Source organism: Caulobacter sp. 05T431 (genome assembly GCF_056665975.1).
On sequence record NZ_JBFTKU010000026.1, the window covers coordinates 18,786 to 38,820 of the forward strand.

16 protein-coding genes and 1 pseudogene are annotated in these 20,035 nt (G+C 69.0%); 10 read left to right on the forward strand and 7 right to left on the reverse strand.

Going from position 1 to position 20,035, the window contains the following annotated elements; translation table 11 throughout:
- Window positions 1-53: 53 nt before the first annotated feature.
- A complete protein-coding gene (locus tag AC1U89_RS20655) occupies window positions 54-839 on the reverse strand; it encodes a PhoH family protein (RefSeq protein ID WP_479901518.1) in 786 nt (261 codons plus the stop codon).
- Window positions 840-1,214: 375 nt separating this feature from the next.
- Between AC1U89_RS20655 and AC1U89_RS20660 the strand changes: the two genes are divergently transcribed.
- Window positions 1,215-1,685 (forward strand): gamma carbonic anhydrase family protein, encoded by a 471-nt coding sequence (locus tag AC1U89_RS20660; RefSeq protein ID WP_479901613.1) that lies wholly within the window; start codon window positions 1,215-1,217, stop codon window positions 1,683-1,685.
- 58 nt (window positions 1,686-1,743) lie between these two features.
- A complete protein-coding gene (locus AC1U89_RS20665; protein ID WP_479901519.1) occupies window positions 1,744-3,858 on the forward strand; it encodes an ATP-binding protein in 2,115 nt (704 codons plus the stop codon).
- A 6-nt stretch (window positions 3,859-3,864) separates the two neighbouring features.
- Here the strand turns inward: AC1U89_RS20665 and AC1U89_RS20670 are convergent, their stop codons facing one another.
- On the reverse strand, window positions 3,865-5,181 hold the full coding sequence (locus AC1U89_RS20670; RefSeq protein WP_479901520.1) for a glycoside hydrolase family 28 protein: 1,317 nt from the start codon (window positions 5,179-5,181) through the stop codon (window positions 3,865-3,867).
- Between the two features lie 275 nt (window positions 5,182-5,456).
- On the opposite strand from AC1U89_RS20670, the gene AC1U89_RS20675 reads away from it, so the two are divergent.
- Window positions 5,457-7,121, forward strand: coding sequence for a choline dehydrogenase (locus AC1U89_RS20675; RefSeq protein WP_479901521.1), 1,665 nt, complete (start codon window positions 5,457-5,459; stop codon window positions 7,119-7,121).
- 63 nt (window positions 7,122-7,184) lie between these two features.
- Window positions 7,185-8,126, forward strand: coding sequence for an aldo/keto reductase (locus AC1U89_RS20680; RefSeq protein ID WP_479901522.1), 942 nt, complete (start codon window positions 7,185-7,187; stop codon window positions 8,124-8,126).
- Window positions 8,127-8,401: 275 nt separating this feature from the next.
- Here the strand turns inward: AC1U89_RS20680 and AC1U89_RS20685 are convergent, their stop codons facing one another.
- Complete coding sequence (locus tag AC1U89_RS20685; protein ID WP_479901523.1) at window positions 8,402-8,950, reverse strand: PAS domain-containing protein; 549 nt, start codon at window positions 8,948-8,950, stop codon at window positions 8,402-8,404.
- A 187-nt stretch (window positions 8,951-9,137) separates the two neighbouring features.
- Between AC1U89_RS20685 and AC1U89_RS20690 the strand changes: the two genes are divergently transcribed.
- Together AC1U89_RS20690 and AC1U89_RS20695 are read left to right on the forward strand one after the other, a co-directional pair.
- Entirely contained in the window at window positions 9,138-10,043 is a 906-nt protein-coding gene (locus AC1U89_RS20690; RefSeq protein ID WP_479901524.1) for a hypothetical protein, read from the forward strand.
- A gap of 139 nt (window positions 10,044-10,182) precedes the next feature.
- Entirely contained in the window at window positions 10,183-10,824 is a 642-nt protein-coding gene (locus AC1U89_RS20695; RefSeq protein ID WP_479901525.1) for a glyoxalase superfamily protein, read from the forward strand.
- Between the two features lie 140 nt (window positions 10,825-10,964).
- Here AC1U89_RS20695 and cysE read toward each other — a convergent pair whose 3' ends face one another.
- Entirely contained in the window at window positions 10,965-11,795 is an 831-nt protein-coding gene (cysE, locus tag AC1U89_RS20700) for a serine O-acetyltransferase (protein ID WP_479901526.1), read from the reverse strand.
- A 110-nt stretch (window positions 11,796-11,905) separates the two neighbouring features.
- On the reverse strand, window positions 11,906-12,514 hold the full coding sequence (locus AC1U89_RS20705) for an NUDIX domain-containing protein (RefSeq protein ID WP_479901527.1): 609 nt from the start codon (window positions 12,512-12,514) through the stop codon (window positions 11,906-11,908).
- 76 nt (window positions 12,515-12,590) lie between these two features.
- Here AC1U89_RS20705 and AC1U89_RS20710 point away from each other — a divergent pair, with 76 nt between their 5' ends.
- Together AC1U89_RS20710 and AC1U89_RS20715 are read left to right on the forward strand one after the other, a co-directional pair.
- On the forward strand, window positions 12,591-13,208 hold the full coding sequence (locus AC1U89_RS20710; RefSeq protein WP_479901528.1) for a nitroreductase family protein: 618 nt from the start codon (window positions 12,591-12,593) through the stop codon (window positions 13,206-13,208).
- 332 nt (window positions 13,209-13,540) lie between these two features.
- On the forward strand, window positions 13,541-16,411 hold the full coding sequence (locus AC1U89_RS20715; RefSeq protein ID WP_479901529.1) for a TonB-dependent receptor: 2,871 nt from the start codon (window positions 13,541-13,543) through the stop codon (window positions 16,409-16,411).
- A 34-nt stretch (window positions 16,412-16,445) separates the two neighbouring features.
- On the opposite strand, the pseudogene queF reads toward AC1U89_RS20715, so the two are convergent.
- Window positions 16,446-16,811 (reverse strand): annotated as a pseudogene (gene queF, locus AC1U89_RS20720) (preQ(1) synthase); the annotation flags it as partial.
- Window positions 16,812-16,903: 92 nt separating this feature from the next.
- Between queF and AC1U89_RS20725 the strand changes: the two are divergent.
- Both AC1U89_RS20725 and AC1U89_RS20730 read left to right on the forward strand, forming a co-directional pair.
- Window positions 16,904-17,707: an SDR family NAD(P)-dependent oxidoreductase gene (locus tag AC1U89_RS20725; RefSeq protein WP_479901530.1), complete on the forward strand. Its 804-nt coding sequence runs from the start codon at window positions 16,904-16,906 to the stop codon at window positions 17,705-17,707.
- Window positions 17,708-17,960: 253 nt separating this feature from the next.
- On the forward strand, window positions 17,961-18,674 hold the full coding sequence (locus AC1U89_RS20730) for a TorF family putative porin (RefSeq protein WP_479901531.1): 714 nt from the start codon (window positions 17,961-17,963) through the stop codon (window positions 18,672-18,674).
- A gap of 76 nt (window positions 18,675-18,750) precedes the next feature.
- Here the strand turns inward: AC1U89_RS20730 and AC1U89_RS20735 are convergent, their stop codons facing one another.
- Window positions 18,751-20,007 (reverse strand): MFS transporter, encoded by a 1,257-nt coding sequence (locus AC1U89_RS20735; RefSeq protein ID WP_479901532.1) that lies wholly within the window; start codon window positions 20,005-20,007, stop codon window positions 18,751-18,753.
- Between the last annotated feature and the right edge of the window lie 28 nt (window positions 20,008-20,035).

Genomic DNA, 20,035 nt, shown 5'->3' on the forward strand with positions numbered 1-20,035 from the left:
TTCGCGTTTTGCGGGCTGGCGTTACCCTTGAAATCCCTTTTCAGGGAACAGGTTCAGAGCACCCCCAGCATTTCCGCGACCAGCGGATGGCGGACGATGTCGCGGTCGGCCAGGCGGACCACCGCGATGTTCTCGACCGGCTCGAACTTGGCCGACACCTCGGCCAGGCCCGAGATGCCCGGCAGCAGGTCCGACTGGTTCGGGTCGCCCGTCACCACCATGGTCGAGTTCCAGCCCAGGCGGGTCAGCAGCATCTTCAGCTGCATGTAGGTGCAGTTCTGGGCCTCGTCGATCACCACGAAGGCGTTGTTCAGGGTGCGGCCGCGCATGAAGCCGACCGGGGCGATCTCGATCGCGCCCTCGGCCATCAGGGCCCGCATGCGCTTGACCGACAGGCGGTCGCTGAGCGCGTCGTAGAGCGGGCGCAGATACGGGGCCAGCTTGTCCTCCATATCGCCCGGCAGGTAGCCGATCGACTCGCCGGCCTCGACGGCGGGGCGCGACAGCACGATGCGGCCGACCTTGCCGGCCTCAAGGGCCTCCACGGCCTTGGCGATGGCGATGTAGGTCTTGCCCGTGCCGGCCGGGCCCAGGGCCATGATCAGGTTCTTGGTGTCGATCGCCTCCATCAGCCCGGCCTGGCCGGGCGATTTGGGTTTGATCGTTTTGAGGTAACTCTGGTCCCGATCCTCATGCCCTGGATTCCCAAGCGGCGACCACGCGCTGCGATGCTCCACCGGCAGGCGGCGCACCTTGGCGTCGTCGTCGTAACGGCCAGCGTCATTCGCGCCTTCGCGCACCATCCGCTTGAGAGCTCGCTTGGTCATGTAAGCCTCCATTCAGGCATGAAAAAAGGACGTGGCCGAAGGGCGACGTCCTTGGAGCAGGTGGGGAGGAGAGAAACGAAGACGCGAGCGCGGCCGGGCGGTTCGGAGCTTGCCCCCGAAGGCGGTGATGAACGCCCAAACCCCAAAACCGACACCCAAGGTCTCCGTTACCGGGAGGCCGCGTTCGGCGATCGAGCGCGGCTCGGATACGAGAAGAATGACTCCCGATGTGGGAGTGTTCCCCCTCGAATCGCACAAATACAATGGGGCGGGCATGGTTTATGAGCGGTTAAGCCCTTGCCTGATTTTAGAACACGAGGTGTACGGATGACTGTCTATTCCTTGGGCGCCGCAAATCCTTCGCTGCCGCCGGAAGGCGAATATTGGATCGCGCCCAGTGCCTCGGTGATGGGAAACGTCATCATGCGGAAGAACTCCAGCGTCTGGTGGGGCGCAATAGTTCGCGGAGACAACGATCCCATTGAGATCGGCGAGAACAGCAACGTCCAGGACGGCTCAGTACTGCACACCGACATCGGCAGCCCACTGACCATCGGCGCCAACGTGACAATCGGCCACATGGTCATGCTTCACGGCTGCACGATCGGCGACGGCTCGCTGATCGGCATCGGCTCGATCATCCTGAACGGCGCGAAGATCGGGAAGAACTGCCTGATCGGCGCCGGGGCCCTGATCACCGAGGGCAAGGAGATTCCCGACAACGCGATGGTCATGGGCGCGCCCGGCAAGGTGGTCCGCGAGATCGGCGAGGGCCACGCCGTGATCCTCCAGGCCTCGGCCCTGCACTATGTCGAGAACTGGAAGCGCTACCGGACCGAGCTGAACCGGATCGACTGACGTCCGTCGGGAACCCGACTTAATAAAATACCGACGGTTTAGGACCACTGTCGGGGCCATGACGTGGGGACAGCGCATGGCGGCCAACCCGAGACGAGTGTGGAATCCGGCGCATCGGCGCCTGGCGGTCCTGACGCTCGCCTATGCCGGATGCATGGCCTACAGCCTGTTCCTGGCCGGCGCCGCCCAGCGCATCCCCACCATCTGGACCGCCAACGCCGTGCTGATCGGCGGCCTGCTGCTGCTCACCCGCCGGCAGGGCCTGGCGCTGCTGGCCCTGACCGCCGTCGTGCACGTGGCCATGGAGCTGACGGCCGGGGATTCGCCCCGGTTCGTGCTGACCATCACGGCGCTCGACGCCCTGCAGACCGCGGCGACGGCGACGGCGCTGCGCCTGATGCGCCTGCCGATCCGCGTGCGCTCCATGCGCGGCTTCCTGGCGCTGATGGCCGCCTCGACCGGCTTCACGGCGATCAGCTCGATCGTCGTCAACGGCCTGCTGTCGCTCAGCTTCCACGGCCCGTTCTGGCGCGCCTGGAGCGAATGGACCACCTCCAACGTGCTGGGCGTGGCCATCGCCCTGCCCACCCTGCTGATCCTGTTCGACCGCCGCCATCGCGACAGCTTCCGCGTCAGCCCGCTTGAGTCGCTGCTGGTCCTGATGCTGGTGCTGGTCACCGCCGTGACCGTGTTCACCGCCGACACCGCCCTGCAGGTGCTGCTGTTCGCCCCCGCCCTGCTGGCGGTCTTCCGCGGCGGACCGCGCGCGGCGGCCGTGCTGGTGACCGGCTCGCTKGCGGCGACCATCCCGGCGATCCTGCACAAGACCGGCATGGACCCCGTGGCCGCCGTGCCGCCGCTGCGCCAGGCCCAGATCTTCCACCTGGTGCTCTACGCCGTGTGCCTGGCCGCCGCCCTGGCCCTCAGCCGCCAGGCGCGGCTGCAGGCCCTGCTGGTCCGCCGCCAGGCCACCGCCCGCGCCGCCCAGGCCAAGGCCCAGGCCGCCAACCAGGCCAAGAGCGACTTCCTGGCCACGATCAGCCACGAGATCCGCACCCCGCTCAACAGCATCCTCGGCTTCGCCGGCCTGGTCGGCGACGACCCCGGCCTGTCGGCCGAGAGCCGCCGCCGCCTCGACCTGGTCGAGCGCGCCGGGCGCTCCCTGGCCGAGATCGTCGGCGACCTGCTGGACTTCGCCAAGGTCGAGGCCGGACGCCTGGACCTGCGGCCCGAGCCCGCCTCGCCCGCCGCCCTGCTGCGCGACGCCGTCGCCATCGTCGCCCCCGCCGCCCAGGCCAAGGGCCTGGCCCTGTCGGTGGACGTCGAGACCACCGGCGCCGGCGACGAGGCCGCCTTGCTGGCCCTGGACGAGACCCGCCTGCGCCAGGTGCTGCTGAACCTGCTGGCCAACGCGCTGAAGTTCACCGCCCAGGGCCGGGTGGCGGCCCGCCTGATCCTCGGCCCCGCGCCGGGCGACCTGCGGTTCGAGGTCGCCGACACCGGCATCGGCATCGCCCCCGACGTCCAGGCCCGCCTCTTCCGTCGCTTCAGCCAGGCCGACAGTTCGATCAGCCGCAGCTACGGCGGCGCGGGCCTGGGCCTGGCGATCAGCAAGGCCCTGGTCACCCAGATGGGCGGCGAGATCGGCGTCGACAGCGCCCCGGGGCAAGGCTCGCGGTTCTGGGTGACGCTGTCGGCGGAGGTCGCCGCCGCGGCTCCCGTTTCCATCTCCGCCTGCGCCGCGCAGGTCGAGCCGGAGCCCCCTCGCCCGGCCCGCGTCCTATTGGTCGACGACCACCCGATGAACCGCGAACTGGGCCACGCCCTGCTGACCCTGGCCGGCTGCGACGTCGCCACAGCCCAAGACGGGGCCCAGGCCGTGGAGGCCGCCGGCCTGGGCGGCTTCGACCTGATCCTGATGGACGTCCACATGCCCGGGATGGACGGCCTCGCCGCCGCCCGCGCCATCCGCGCCCTCCCCGGCCCGCCCGGCGCCGTGCCGATCGTGGCCCTGACCGCCGACGTCCTGCCCGAGCAGATCGCGCGGTGCCGGGCGGCGGGCATGGACGGGCACGTGGCCAAGCCGATCCGGCGGGAGGAGCTGCTGGCGACGGTGGGGCGGGCCCTCGAGGGCGCGGACCACGAACAGATTCGACGCGCCGGCGGGATCTGATCCCGGTCAGGAGATCGAGAAACCCTCGACATGGTCGTTGTCGATCGCCGGCCCCTCGACCTTGCCGGCCACGACCCGTCTCAACGACACGTCGCGGACGGGCAGTTCCGCCTCGGCTCGGATCCGGCAAAGGAACTTGGCTTCGCCGACCCGCACGTCGCTGACATGCAGGCCGCTGATCGGCGTCAACCGCCGCTCCTGCGTCGAGACCAGGGTGCGCCACTGGTAGAGGACGTCGGTGTCCACCGACAGCACCCCACCGGCGACCTTGTTGGCCGACACGTTCGACAGGTGGATGTTGCGGACGAAGCCGCCGCGCCGCTCGTTGGTCTTCACGAACAGGATGTTGGCGACCGGGGCGGCCCAGCCGTCGGCGCCCTTGCCGTCGCCGATGAAATGGCAGTCGTCCACGAAGACGTTCTCGATCCCGCCCGACAGCTCGCTGCMCACCGCCATCAGCTGGTGGCCGTTCTTGACCCGGCAGTTTCGCATGACGACGTTACGCGCCGGCGCGCCGATCTTCCAGGCGTCGAACTCGCGCCCCGACTTGACCGAGACGGCGTCGTCGCCCTGGTCGAACAGGCAGTCCTCGATCAGCACGTTCTGGCTCATCTCCGGATCGACGCCGTCATTGTTGTGGCCATGGGCCATGACGTCGACGCGCCGGATCACCACGTCGCGGCAGAGATAGGGGTGCAGGGTCCAGAACGGGCTGTTGCGGATGCGGATGTCCTCGACCAGGACGTTGCGGCAGCGGTTGAACTGGATGAAGTGCGGGCGAAGATGGTTCTCGCCCTGAGCCATCTGGCGCTGTTCCACCGGCACGCCCTTCACGGCCATCCCGTAGAGCGCGACCAGGGCGTCCAGGTGCGGCTTGGGGCGCTTGTACCAGACCTGCCAGACGTCGAGCCTGGCCTCCAGCGTCCCCTCGCCCGTGATCGCCACGTTCTCGCAATCGTAGGCGTAGACCAGGGGCGAGTAGTTGTAGCACTCCAGCCCCTCCCAACTGGTGGGCACGGCCGGCAGATAGTCGTCGGGATCGGACGAGAACAACAGCGTCGCGCCTTTGGCGAGATGCAGGTTCACATTGCTCTTGAGGTGGATCTTGCCGGTGGGCCAGACGCCGGCGGGGACGATCACCACGCCCGACCCCGCCTGATGGGCCGCGTCGATCGCCGAGGCGATGGCCCGGCCGGTCTTGCCCTGGTCATCCTGGGCCGCGCCGAAGTCGGTGATCGGGAATGGACGGCTGGACCGGAAATCAGGAACCGTGATCCCCGGCATGTCGAACGGCGCGGTCGCCCTGACCGTCCTTCGGGCCATCCCCGCCCGCGCGGCGGCGCTTGTCACGAGAAGCGGCGCGGCCAGGACCGAACCCACCGCGCTCCGCCGCGACAACGACCCCAGGTTCATTCGTTTCATCCCATTATTTGGAATACAATTCCTATAATTGAGACAATGACCTCAGGCGGTCGCGCTGTCAAAGCCGCCCGATCACCGCCCGGCCGCCTTCCGCCGCGTCCCCCTTGCCCCCCGCGCAAACCCGCGTCACTCTCTGTCTTAACAACGATAACATTCCAGGGAGGCGACGTCGGGCCATGGCCAGCACGCGCTACGACTACGTCATCATCGGCGCCGGTTCGGCCGGTTGCGTCCTGGCCGCGCGGCTGACCGAGGACCCGAACGTCAAGGTCCTGCTGCTGGAAGCCGGCGGCAAGAACACCTCGATCCTGGTCAAGATGCCCGCCGGGGTGGGCGAGCTKATCAAGGCCAAGGGCGACCAGAACTGGGGCTTCTGGACCGAGGCCGAGCCGCACCTGAACGATCGCAAGCTGTGGTGGCCGCGCGGCAAGGGCCTGGGCGGCAGCTCGGCGATCAACGGCATGATCTACATCCGCGGCCACGCGCGCGATTACGACCAGTGGCGGCAGATGGGGCTGGCGGGCTGGTCGTACGCCGAGGTCCTGCCCTACTTCAAGCGCTCGGAGAGCCATCACGGCGGCGGTGACGCCTATCACGGCGACGCGGGTCCGCTGCACGTCTCGCACGGCGAGTCCAAGAGCCCGTTCTATCCGACCCTGATCGAGGCCGGACGCCAGGCGGGCCATGCGGTGACCGAGGACTTCAACGGCTATCGCCAGGAGGGCTTCGGCCCCTACGACCTGACCATCCGCGACGGCAAGCGCTGGAGCGCGGCGGCGGCCTATCTGACGGCGGCCCTGACCCGGCCGAACCTGACCTGCGTGACCGAGGCGCGGACGACCCGCATCCTGGTCGAGAAGGGCAAGGCGATCGGGGTCGAGTACGTGGTCGGGGCCAGCCCCGAACGCCTCGTGGCCCACGCCGACGCCGAGGTGCTGCTCAGCGCCGGCGCCGTGCAGTCGCCGCACATCCTGCAGCTGTCGGGCATCGGCGCTCCGGACGACCTGAAGGCCCAGGGGGTCGCGGTCGTCCATGAGAGCAAGGGCGTCGGCGCCAACCTGCAGGACCACCTGGACGTCTGCCTGTCGTGGACGACCAAGAACCTGGAGACCGCCTATTCGGCCAACAAGGGCCTGAAGAAGCTGAGCACGGGCCTGTCCTACATGCTGCTGGGCAAGGGGCTGGGCCGCCAGCAGTTCCTGGAGAGCGGCGCGTTCCTGAAGTCGCGCCCCGACCTCGATCGCCCCGACCTGCAGATCCACGGCGTGCTGGCCATCATGCAGGACCACGGCAAGGTCCAGGTCGAGAAGGACGGCTTCACCCTGCACGTCTGCCAGCTACGCCCCGAGAGCCGCGGCAAGGTCGGTCTGCGCTCGGCCGATCCGTTCGACGACCCGACCATCCTGGCCAACTACCTGGCGACCGAGGAGGACCGACGCGCCATCCGCGAAGGCGTCCGCATCGCCCGCGACGTGGTGGCTCAGGCCGCCTTCGATCCCTATCGCGAGGCCGAGTACGCGCCGGGCGCCGAGGTGAAGACCGACGACCAGATCGACGCCTGGGTGCGGGCCAAKGCCGAGACCATCTACCACCCGGTGGGCACCTGCCKGATGGGCGCGGCCGGCGACCCGCTGGCGGTCGTCGACGACCAACTGCGCGTGCAGGGGCTTTCGGGCCTGCGGGTGATCGACGCCTCGGTCATGCCCACCCTGATCGGCGGCAACACCAACGCCCCGACCATCATGATCGCCGAGCGCGCCTCGGACCTGATCCGGGGCAAGGCGACCCTGGCCCCGATCGACGCGCCGGTGTTCGAGGACGGCCGGGCGGCGGCGGCCTAGGGTCGTGCTACGATTGGGGACACGCGCATGCGCGTGTCCCCGCCCCCACTTGAGAGGCTCCCCATGAACCAACGTCCCTTGGGCCGCTCGGGCCTGGCCACCGCGCCGCTGGTGTTCGGCGGCAACGTGTTCGGCTGGACGGCCGACGAGGCGACCTCGTTTCGGTTGCTCGACGCCTTCGTCGACGGCGGCTTCAACGCGGTCGACACCGCCGACGTCTATTCGGCCTGGGTCCCGGGCCATACGGGCGGCGAGTCCGAGAGCGTGATCGGCCGCTGGCTGAAGGCCGGCGGCAAGCGCGGCAAGGTGCTGGTCCTGACCAAGGTGGCCATGTGGCCGGCCCAGCCGGGCCTGTCGGCGGCCAACATCGTCTCGGCTGTCGAAGGCTCGCTCAAGCGCCTGCAGACCGACTATATCGACCTCTACCAGGCCCACCAGGACGACGCCGACACCCCCATCGACGAGACGCTGGAGGCCTTCGATCGGCTGGTGAAGGCCGGCAAGGCCCGGGCGGTCGGCGCGTCGAACTTCACCCCGGCGCGGCTGGGCGAGAGCCTGGCGACCAGCGCCGCCCAGGGCTTGGCGCGCTACGAGACCATCCAGCCCAAGTTCAACCTCTTCGACCGCGACCAGGTCGAGGGCGAGCTGGCGGCCCTGACGGCGCGCGAGGGCCTGGGGATCATCCCCTATTACGGCCTGGCCGCCGGCTTCCTGACCGGCAAGTACCGCACCGACGCCGACCTGGAGGGCAAGGCCCGCGCGCGGACCATCCTGCGCGACTACTGGAACGACAAGGGCAAGCGGGTCCTGGCGGCGCTGGACGCGGCGGCCAAGGCGGTGTCGGCCTCTCCCGCCCAGGTGGCCCTGGCCTGGATCATGGCCCGTCCGGCGATCACCGCCCCGATCGCCAGCGCCACCAGCGTGGCGCAGCTGGACGAACTGATGGGGGCGGCGCGGCTGAAACTGCCGGCCGAGGTGATGGAGAGCCTGAACGCCGCGCGCTAGAGCTCCGCTTCAACTCAATCATCATTCCGCTCATCCCGGCGAATGCCGGGACCCAGATCCCTTAGCGGTGTGGATGATTGGAAGGGCTCAGCGCTTTTGGCGTCAGCCTCAAAGCCATTCCATCTGGGTCCCGGCATTCGCCGGGATGAGCGGATATTTTGAAAAACCCAATGGGAAGGGGTCGCCGTGCGGCGCCCCTTCCCATCACCGGCGCGTCCCCCCGACACGCCGTCCTTTCCGTCCCCCCCGGCACGGAAAAGCTCGTGATGTCTTTCCTAGGCGATCCGGCGTCCGTGCAGGGTCGCCAGGCGCAGGCGCGGCGACTCCTCGTTGGCCGGGCCCAGGCTCTGGATCTTGCGGACGCCCAGCTCCGACGCCGGACGGCCCATCAGGCGCTGGATCATGGCGATGGGCTGGTAGAGGCCCAGGAAGCGGTCGGTCTGGCCGTCGGCCCCGACCATCGGGGCCAGCAACACCTCCATGCCCACCGACGGCGCCCCGACCGAGCGGATGTCGGCGGTGATCACCATAGGCTCGCCGCGGCGGCGCGCGACCTCCAGGGCCGACTTGACCTCCAGCCGATGGGACAGCGCCCAGAAGCCCAGGGCGTCCTCGCCGCGCAGGTCGCGGGCGTGCAGATCGGTGACGAAGCCGCCCGCCAGCCGCACCGGATAGCGGCCCTTGGCGTCGCGCCCCAGGATGAACACCTGGGGCAGCAGATCGAGGAAATCGCCGGGATTGACGCTGGCCCGCGCGGGCACGCCGTCGTTAACGGCCCTGCTACGCCAATAGTCTATCAATCGTTCCGTGCTTGGATGGAACATCGTCGTTCCCCTCGCGGGCTCACTCGCGGTCCCCTTTTCGACCGCACCGGGCTTGCAAGGAGAACCGTGCCAGCCCTCGGACCGTGCCGTCCTGGGACAGTTCCCCGGTCGGACGGCGGGCATGGCGTGGTTCTTGCTTGGCTTTGCGCCACGCGGCACGTCGAGGTGTTGTGAAGGGAAAAGGCCGATGCAGGCGCCGAAAATGACCTTGTCCAAGCTGTGGATCAGCCTGGCCGCCTTCGTGGGCGTGCTGGTGCTGGGCGGGGTCGCCTACGCCCAGTGCGGCAGCTGCACGCCCACGCCGCCGCCCTGCTGCAGCCCGCCGCCGGCGCCGCCGCGTCCGCCGACCCCGCCCAGCTGCAACACCTGCGGCGGCGGCCACAACGTCTACGTCCCCGGTATCAACATCCACGTCGGCGGCTCGGTCGTCGTCAACGCCAACGCCTCGGCGACCAGCACGGCCGTGGCCGGAGCCGGGGCCGGAGCGGGCGCCGGCGCCTCGGCGGGCTCGACCGTCTACTACGGCGGCGGCACGCACGGCGGCTACTATTCCGGCCCGGTCTCGACCGGCTACATCCAGGGCCTGAACGTCGAGGGCGGCGAAGTGCGCCGCCGCGCGTCCTACGAGGCCACCCGCACCCGCTACAAGCGCGTGGTCATCCGCGCCGTCTGCCTGGACGACCGCGACGTGCCCCACCCCGCCTCGCAGGTCACCCCCGACCGCGAGATCGACAACGGCTACGAGGGCGAGCTCTATCGCTGCATCGCCGGGTCGCGCATGCAGTACGTGGTCGGCGCCTATGAGGGCCTGGAGCGCAGCAACTTCAGCGGCGAGACCTATGTCTGCGGCAAGAACGACGCCCTGTACTTCTCGCCGGGCGCCCAGGGCGGTTCGGTGGCCTGCCGGCCGCAGAAGCCGGCCCGCGACTGCAACGAGCGCTCGCTGCTGCGCCGCTACGGCGCCGGCGTGAAGATCCTGACCATGCTCTACACCGAGAAGTACACCGCCGAACGCGAGGAGACGGTGCGCGAGCAGCAGAGCTCGGGCATGAGCCTCAGCCTGGACGGCGGCGTCGGCGGGGTCGTGTACTAGTCACTATTCCCCTCTCTCTTTGAGAGAGGGATTCAATCTTGGCCCCTTCCTTGCCCTGTGGCAGATTCCGGCTTCGGACACCGCTCCGCACCTGAGCATGCGCACCGCCGCCCCTGCTCGCTTCGGGAGACTGTGTGCGATGACCTCCAAATCCATTTCTGACATCACCTTCGGCCGCACCGCGCCGGGAATCTTCGTTCGCGACATCGGAAAAGCCCTCGCCTTCTATGGCGACGTCCTGGGCTTTGCGAAGGTGTTCGAGAACGGCGATCCCGTCGGCTTCGTGATCCTGGAGAAGGATCGGGCCGAGCTGCACCTCAGCCTGGTCAAGGACCACAAGGCCTCGACCACCAACGTGGCCCACCTGATCGTCGACGACGTCGACGCCCTGCACGCGATCTGCGTGGCGGCAGGCGTGCGGATCATCAAGTCCCTGGCCGACAAGGACTACGGCCTGCGGGCCTTCGTGTTCGCTGATCCCGACGGCAACCGGATCGACGTGGGCCAGCCGATCGGCGGCGCTGAACTGGCCCGCGCGCGCTTCGAGCGCCGGAACCTGACGGGCGTGGCCTTCCACGATTGCGCCCTGCCCGGCGCGACGTTCGACGACGTCAACCTCGCGGGCGCGCTGTTCTCGAACGTGAACCTGCGGGGCGCGCGGTTCACCAACGTCAACATGAGCGGCGTCGCCATCGAGGACGCCAATATCGAGGGCCTGACGATCTACGGGATCGACATCCACGCCCTGGTGCAGGCGGAGTTGGTGAAGCGCGGCCTCTAAATCMGCTCATCCCGGCGAATGCCGGGACCCAGATGGAATGGCCATGAGGCTGACGCCATGAGCGATGAGCTTATCCAGTCAGCCACACCGCCATGGGATCTGGATCCCGGCATTCGCCGGGATGAGCGGAATGGGGTGGCTCAGATCACGTAGTCGTAGACCACCTCGGCCAACGTATGGTCCATCGTCCGGGCCGGCTCTTCGCAGGTGGGACAATTGACGATCCGGGCGGGGACGCCGGCGGCCGTGCAATGCGGCGGCACGGGCTTGAGCACCACCGAGCCCGAGGCGATCTTGGCGTATTCGCCGATCTGGATATTGCCCAGCACCTTCGAGCCCGCGCCCAGCAGCACGCCGCGACCGATCTTGGGGTGGCGGTCGCCGCGCTCGGCGCCGGTGCCGCCCAGGGTCACGCCGTGCAGCATCGAGACGTCGTCGCCGACCACCGCGGTCTCGCCGATGACGATGCCGGTGCCGTGGTCGATGAACACGCCCTTGCCGATGCGGGCGGCGGGATTGATGTCGACCTGGAAGACCTCGCTGGCCCGGCTCTGCAGGTAGAAGGCCAGGGTCTCGCGGCCCTGGCTCCACAGCCAGTGCGACACGCGATGGGTCTGCAGGGCCAGGAAGCCCTTGAAGAACAGGAACGGCTGGACGTAGCCCTTGGTTGCCGGGTCGCGCTCGAACACCGCCACCAGGTCGGCCTCGGCGGCGGCCACCAGCGACGGATCGCTCTCGAAGGCGTCGGCGGCGAACTCGCGGGCGGTCATGGCCCGCATCTCCTGGTCGCCCAGCTTGCGCGCCAGCTGGAAGGTCAGGGCGTCGGCCAGGTTGTCATGGCTGAGGATCACGGCGTTCAGCAGCGAGGCCAGGGCCGGCTCGGCCTTGGCGGCGTGTTCGGCCTGGTTGCGCAGCGCGGCCCACACGGGCGGCGTCGTTTCCTGCGTCACGACCTCGAGATGCTTGGCCACCGGGTTCTCCCTCGCCCACGCCGCCATAGAGCATCTTTTTGAGAAATGCTCCACACGTCCTTTGGATTCAACGGTCAAGCCGTCGAACCGTTCGCCATTTAGGAACGCGCCTAGGCCAGCACAAGTCGCGCCAGGCCCTCCGGAAGCTCGCCCTTCACCGCCATATGGTGCACGCGAAGCAGTAAAGCCACCGTCAAGGAGTCCGGCATGTGGCCCGACACCGCCGCGTCCAGGGCCTCGCCGAACGGGACGCGGACCGTCGCCAGGTCCTCTGTCTCGTCCGGCGCGGTTCCCGTGGGCGTCAGGTCCAGGGCCAGATAGCCGTGGCACAGCTCATCGGTGATCGAGTTCGAAAGCTCCATCGTCAGGATCAGGCGCCAGTCGGCGGCCTCCAGCCCGACCTCCTCGGCCAGTTCGCGCCTGGCGCCGTCCAGYGGGTCCTCGTCCAGCGGCGCGCCGCCCTCGGGGATCTCCCAGCTGTAGTTGCCGTGCGGGAACCGGTGCTGGCCCACCAGGGTCACCGTGCCGTCGGCGTGCAGCGSCACGATCCCGATCGCCCGGTTCTTGAACCCGACCTTGCCGTAGAGGGCCGGCCGGCCGGTGGGGGCGATCGTCTGGTACTCGGTCAGGGTGATCCAGGGATTGTCGTAGGCGATCGTTTCGCTGGTGACGCGCCACGGCGTTCCGTGCGCTTTGAGCCAGGTGGGTTTATCGGTCATGCGAACGACTCGCGACTTGTGGCGGCCGAGGACCGGCCATAGGTGTGCTGCCTTATCTCGGTTTCTGGAGGTCGTCTTGACCGGTTCCGTTCCCCCTGCCCCGCAATTCGGTGAAGTGCTGCCGATCGAGCCGTCGCAGGCGGTGCTGGACTTCCTGGCCAAGCGGCGCTCGGCCTCGGCCATGAGCCTGGCGGCGCCGGGTCCCGACGACGCCCAGCTGACCGACCTGCTGCGCCTGGCGGCCCGCGTGCCCGACCACGGCAAGCTGGCCCCCTGGCGGTTCGTAATCCTGCGCGGCGCGGCGAAGGACGCCTTCGCCGAGAAGATCACCGCCCTGGCCGACAGCCAGGCCAATCCGGTCAAGGCCAACGCCGCCCTGCGCAAGCTGACGCGGCCGCCGGTCTGCGTCGCCGTGATCTCGCGCTTCATCCCCGGCGAGATTCCCGAGTGGGAGCAACGCCAGAGCGCCTCGGCCGTCTGCCAGCAGATGCTGCTGGCCGCCGCCGCCATGGGCTGGGGCGCCAACTGGATCACCGACTGGTATTCCTACGACCCGCGCGCCAAGGCCGTCCTGGGCCTGGCCGAGGACGAGTTGGTGTCCGGCTTCCTCTATCTGGGGACCTCGACCGAATCCCCGCAGGAGCGCGTTCGGCCCGACGTGGCGGCGATCACCAGCGAATGGTCCGCCGACTGAGGCCTCCTCCAGGTCGCCCCTGTTGCGTTTCGGCATCGGTCGGGCGCCTTCATGAAGGCCGCTCATGCGCGAAATGACCACTAAAAGCGCAGAACGGCCGTCCGACTAGTCTCTAGTCCCATGCCGTGGGACTTGCGAACCGCAAGGTTCCCAGTGCATCAGCTGCGACATTTTATGTAACAGTCTTGCATCAATTCGACCTTAAGCATCGGTAACTTGTCAGTTGGCCTTGAGTTGCATAAGGCCCAGCTCGACGACGTCTGCGTACTTACACGCCGACCAAAACTTTTCGGCCGACGGGGTTTATGACGCTCTCTCTCCTAATTCTCGGCATGTCCGCCGCGCTCGAAGGCGCGCCTGAAGCCGCGCCCGCGCAGCAGGAACCGGCCGCCCAGGTCCAGCAGACGCCGCAGCAGGCGGCCCAGGCCGATCCGTACGCCTCCGAGGTCGACGCGGTCGAGGTGGTCGCCGGCAAGCCGCGCGGCTCGGTGGAGGGCGACATCAAGCCCGAGATCACGCTGAACCCCGGCCAGATCCGCGCCTACGGCGCCGGCAGCATCTCGGAGCTGATGGCCTTCCTGGAGCCGCAGTTGCGCAGCACCCGCGGCGACGGCCAGCCGATCATGCTGATCAACGGCCGCCGCATCTCGGGCATGCAGGAGATCCGCGACATCCCGCCCGAGGCCATCGAGCGCTTCGAGATCCTGCCCGAGGAAGTGTCGCTGACCTACGGCTACCGCGCTGACCAGCGGGTGGTGAACATCGTCCTGCGCCGCCGCTTCCGCGCCGTCACCAACGAGGTCGGCCTGAAGGGCGCCACCGAGGGCGGGCGCACCAGCAGCGACCTGCAGAGCACCCTGTTCCGCGTCCAGGGCGACCAGCGCTGGCTGTTCAACGGCAAGATCAGCCACGACACGCCGCTGTTCGAGGACGAGCGCGACATCGTGCGCACGCCCGGGAACGCGCCCTACGACCTCACCGGCAACATCACGGGCGTCGACGGCGCGCCGATCGCCGACCTGTCGGCCCTGGCCGGCCGCGATGTCCGCGCCGCGGCCGTGCCGACCTCGGCGGCCGGCGGGCGGCCCGCCCTGAGCGACTTCTCCACCATTCCGGCCACCGACGACCTGACCGCCTGGCGCAGCCTGGCCCCCAAGACCACCGCCGCCTCGCTGACCGGCGCGGTGACCCGCCCCGTGGGCAAGGCGTCGATGGCCACGATCAGCGGTTCCTTCGAGGACACCAGCACGCTCAGCTATCTGGGCCTGCCCACCGTGCGCGATCCCGGCAAGATCCAGGCCCAGGACCAGGTGCCGGTCATCCCGACCGGCAACCCGTATTCGCCGTTCAGCCAGGACGTCGAACTCTATCGCTACGCCGACGACTATGTGTCGATGCAGCGCAAGGTCGACAGCCAGAAGGCGACGATCTCCGCGGCCGCCAACGGCCGGCTCGACGACTGGCGCTGGAGCGCCACCGGCGGCTTCGTCCGCTCGGTCAGCGACACCACGACCGGCCGGGGCCTGGACGCTTCGGCGTTCGTGGCCGCGATCGCCGCCGACGACCCGGCGGTCAATCCGTTCGGCAACATCCCCTCGAACCTGATCCCCAGGCTTTCGCCGGACACCGCCCACTCGACCTCGAACACGGCCAACGGCGAGTTCGTGCTGATGGGCCGTCCGGTGCGGGCCGCGGCGGGCGACGTGTCGGCGACGTTCAAGGTCGGCGCCGACACCCAGACCCAGGACTCGCGCACCACCCGCTACGATGCGGTGGAGCACAAGACCCTGATCGCGGACCGCGACATCTCGCGAACCACCGGCAGCCTGCAGACCAACATCTCGGTGCCGATCACCAACCGGGCCAAGGGCGTGCTGCCGCTGCTGGGCGACCTGTCGCTGAACTTCAACGGCGAATACAACCAGCTGTCGGACTTCGGCGGCCTGACCACCCTTGGCGGCGGCTTCAACTGGACGCCGATCGATCCCCTGACCGTCATCGTCGGCTACACCGACGAAGAGGGCGCCMCGACCGCCTCGCAGCTGAACGACCCGATCCTGGCGACGCCCAACGTCTCGATCTTCGACTTCAGGAACAACCGCACGGTCCTGGCGACGCGCATCGAGGGCGGCAATCCGAACCTGCTGTCCGACAGCCGCCAGGTCATGAAGCTGGGCGTCAACCTGCGTCCGCTGCCCAAGGACGCCAAGACCAACCTGCAGATCAGCGCCAACTACACGGTCACGCGGATCGACGACTCGACCAACAACTTCCCGGCCATCACCCCCGACATCGAGCAGGCCTTCCCCGACCGCATCGTGCGCGACGCCGACGGCAATCTGGTCTCGGTCGACGCCCGGCCGGTGAACTACGCCAAGACCGAGCAGGAGCAGATCCGTTGGGGCTTCAACCTGTCGCGGGCGTTCGGCAAGCCGCGTGCGGGGGGGCCGGGCTTCCAGTTCGGCGGCGGKGGCGGTCCGCCTCCGGGCGGCGGCGGCAGTGGTGGCGGCGGTCCTGATGGGCCCGGCGCGGGCCCGGGCGGTGGTGGCGGCGGCGGTGGCGGCTTCCGCGGCGGCGGTGGCGGCGGTTTCCGCAACGGCCCGCGCCCCGGCCAGGGCCAGTTCCAGGTCTCGCTCTACCACACCTGGAAACTGAAGGACGAGATCACCATCCGCGACGGCCTGCCGATCATCGACCGCCTGAACGGCGGCTCGGGCGCGGGCCCCGAGCACGAGGTCCAGCTGCAGGTCGGCGTCTTCAAGAGCGGCATGGGCATGTTCCTGAACGGCAGCTGGCGCAGCGGCTATCGCCTGAACGGCGACACCTCGCAGAAGGACCTGTTCTTCAGCGACCAGTCGACCTTCAGCCTGAACGTCTTCGCCGATCCGACCTCGCGGCCCGACCTGATCCGGGCCCATCCCTGGCTGCGCGGCACGCGGGTGCAGATGCAGGTCCAGAACCTGTTCGACACCAAGCAGGACGTGCACGACCGCCTGGGCGTCACGCCCCAGGCGTACCAGCCGGACTATCGCGACCCGATCGGCCGGACGGTGCGCATCAGCTTCCGCAAGCTGATCGGCCCGGCCCCGCCGGTGCGGACGCCGGGCGGCGCCCCGGGCGTACGTCCGGGCGTCACGCCGCAGGGCCCGCCTTCGACCAGCGCCCAGCCCACGCCGCCGGCTCAGCCGGCGACGCCTCGCTAGAAACCAGAAGGGCGCGGCCGGCCCGGCGCGCCCGGATGCCGCCGCGCGGGTACCAGTAGCCGCCGATGCGCAGCCAGCGCGGCTGGGCGATCTCGACGATCTTGCGGCCGATCTTGACCGTGCAGTCCTCGTGGAACGAGCCGTGGTTGCGGAAGCTGGTCAGATAGAGCTTCAGCGACTTGCTCTCGATCAGCCAGTCGCCCGGCGCGTAGTCGATCACCAGGTGCGCGAAGTCGGGCTGGCCGGTCACCGGGCACAGCGAGGTGAATTCGGGGGCCACGAAGCGGGCCAGGTAGGTCACGTCGCTCTGCGGGTTGGGCACCCGCTCGAGGACGGCCTGGTCGGGGCTGGCGGCGGGCTCCACCACCTGGCCCAGCTGGGTCACATGAAGTTCGGTCATGGCCGGTCATCTAGGCCCCGCGCCCCCGCGAGACAAGCGCGCGCGGTGTCGCTATCACTGGTCAAAACAGATGTTCGGATGAGGAAGCGACCATGAGCGGACGGGATTTCGACGGTTTCACGGTGGTGGTGACCGGCGCCTCCACGGGCCTGGGCCGGGCCATGGCGGTGGAGACCGCCCGGCGCGGCGCCGGCCTGGTTGTCGTCAACTTCGCCAGCAGCGCCGCCGAGGCCGAGGAGACCGCCCGGCTGGTCGAGGCCGAGGGCGCCAAGGCCGTCCTGGTCCAGGGCGACGTGGCCCAGGACGCCGACTGCCGGCGAATCGCCGAGGCCGCCGCCGGCACGGGCCGCATCGACGCCCTGTTCAACAACGCCGGAATCACCAAGTTCGCGCCCAACCACGCCGATCTCGACGCGGTCGACGCCGAGGACTTCCTGCGCCTCTACGCGGTCAATGTGGTGGGCGCCTTCCAGATGGTCCGCGCCGCCCGCAGCCTGCTGGAAGCCGCGCCCCAGCCCGGGGCCGTGGTCAACACCGCCTCGATCGCCGGGGTGGTCGGCAACGGCTCGTCGGTGCCCTACGCCGCCTCCAAGGGGGCGCTGACCACCATGACCCTGTCCCTGGCCAGGGCGCTGGCGCCGCGGATCCGGGTCAACGCCGTCTGCCCGGGCTTCATCGACACGCCCTGGTTCGGCAAGGCGATGGACGCCGAGCGCGTCGACCGCCTGCGGGCCGGCGCGGCGGCCGCCACGCCGCTGAAGGCGGCCTCCACCGCCGAGGACATCGCCGGCTCCGCCGTGTTCCTGGCTTCGCCCGCCTCGCGGCACGTCACGGGCGAAACCCTGCTGGTGGACGCGGGCCTGCACCTGGGCGGCGCCAGCCTGGCGATGCGCTGAGGCCGCAGGTAAAGCTCAAACAACCACGCCCTAGACACTGTGGCGCCTCGCGCCACTTCTGCAGCAAAATCGTCACACTTCGCTTATTCCTTGTGCTCGAGGCGCCGTTTCTGCTGGCGATTTAACCATCGTGATTGCAACTAGGGTGTAGACCACGACTATTCCGGTTGTGCCCAAACACGCTTGCAGGCGCGCTGGACCACGAAGGCTCCAAACCCTTCGGTCGGCAAAACGAAATAAGGGGATAGAACACATGAAGTTCATGAAACTGGCGCTGGTCGCCGCCGCCGCCTCGGTCGCCATGGGCGGAGCCGCGATGGCCGAAGAGCTGAAGCTCTCGTACAACGTCGGCGTCGCCAGCAACTACATCTTCCGCGGCGTCAGCAACACCAACACCAACGGCCAGGTCTTCGGCGGCATCGACGCCACCTACGGCATCGGCTACGCGGGCGTGTGGACCTCGAACGTCGACTTCGGCACCCCGAATCCCGACCAGGAAATCGACGTCTACGCCGGCGTGAAGCCGACCGTCGGCCCGGCCTCGCTGGACTTCGGCGTCATCTACTACGGCTACAGCAAGGACAAGAACGGCGCTCCGGGCCAGTACGGCTACTTCGAAGTCAAGGCCGCGGGCTCGGTCCCGGCCGGTCCGGCCACCGTCGGCGCCGCCGTGTACTACTCGCCGGAATTCCCGGGTAAGGGCGGCGAAGCCCTGTACTACGAGCTGAACGGTTCGATCCCGCTGGAAGAAAAGCTGACCCTGAGCGGCGCCATCGGCCGTCAGGACGTCGACGCCGACAACTACTTCGGCGGCCAGACGACCAGCTACGTGACCTGGAACGCCGGCGTCACCGCCGCGATCAACGACCACGTCAGCGCCGACTTCCGCTACTCGGACACCAACAAGAGCGACTACGGCTCGATCTGGCACGCCACGGTCACCGCCTCGCTGAAGGTGGCCTTCTAAGCCACGCGCTTACGAAGTCTGGAACGGGCCGCCTCGACATCGTCGAGGCGGCCTTTTCTCTGGCCGGAGACGCGCCCTAGGCCCTGGGCGCGGACGGCGGGCGCATGAACAGCGCCGCCAGGAACACCACCGCCGTCAGGGCCGCGAACAGCTCGAAGGCGGGCGTGAACGAGCCGACTCGGTCGCGGATCGCGCCGCCGATGAACGGCCCGGCCGCCGACACCGCCCCGATCAGGCAGGTCAGGGAGAACAGCTCGACATTGTTGCGGCGGCCGAAATAGTTCAGCAGCAGCAGGCTGACGGCCAGCACCGTCAGGCCGAACCCGACGCCCACCCCCACCGCGTACAGCGTCAACAGCAGGGGCGTCGTGGCCCGCGACAGGGCCAGCAGGCCGACCACCAGAAGTCCCTGGGCGAAGACCAGCAGCCAGCGCGGGTCCACCCGATCGCCGATCGCCCCGCCGCCCAGGCGGGCGACCACCTGCATGCCGCCCTCAAGGCTGAGCATGCCCGCCGCCACCGCCCCGGCCACACCCAGTTGGGTCAGGTGGGCCTGGGTCAGGCTGGCGGCGCTGATGCCGGCCAGCAGGTGGCTGAAATAGGCGGCCAGCAGCACGTAGAACTGCGGCGTGCGCACCGCGTCGCGGACGCTCCATTCATGGTCGGTGTGATAGACGCCCGAGGGTGTGGCGCCGGCCTTGGCCTCGGCGTCCAGCTCGCGGTCCAGCGCGGCGCCCGCCTGTTCCAGCCAGCGCCGCCCGCCCACCGCCACAGCGCACAGCAGGCCGACCAGGCCGACGGCCAGGGCCTGCAGGGCCCAGTAGAGCCGCCAGTCGTTGTGGGTCGCGGTCAGCGCGCTGACCACCATCCACGGCCCGGCCACCCCGCCCAGGGCGCCGAAGGTGAAGTAGATCCCGAACGGCAGGGCGCGTTCCTTGAAGATCGCCGACAGCACGTGGGTGCCGGGGATCAGGGCTGCCATCTGGAAGCCGATCCCGCACAGGGCCGTCCCGACGAAATAGATCGGCAGGGCGTGGACCCGCGACAGGCAGAACAGCCCGCCCGCCATCACCGCCACCCCGACCAGGATCGCGCCGCGCACGCCCATCCGGCGGATCAGCATGGCCGGCAGCCAGGACGACAGGCCGGTGAAGACGCCCAGGATCGTGAAGCCCAGGAAGGCGTGCTCCCAGCTCCAGCCCAGTTCCGGGACCATGGCCGGGATCACCACGCCCAGCGAGGAATAGGTCGCGGCGGTGATCAGGAACAGCAGCAGGCTGAAGGCGGCGACCAGCAACCAGGGACGGAAGCGCGTTGAGAATTGGTCGGTCATTCAGGGCGCCATTTCATCCCTCTCCCCT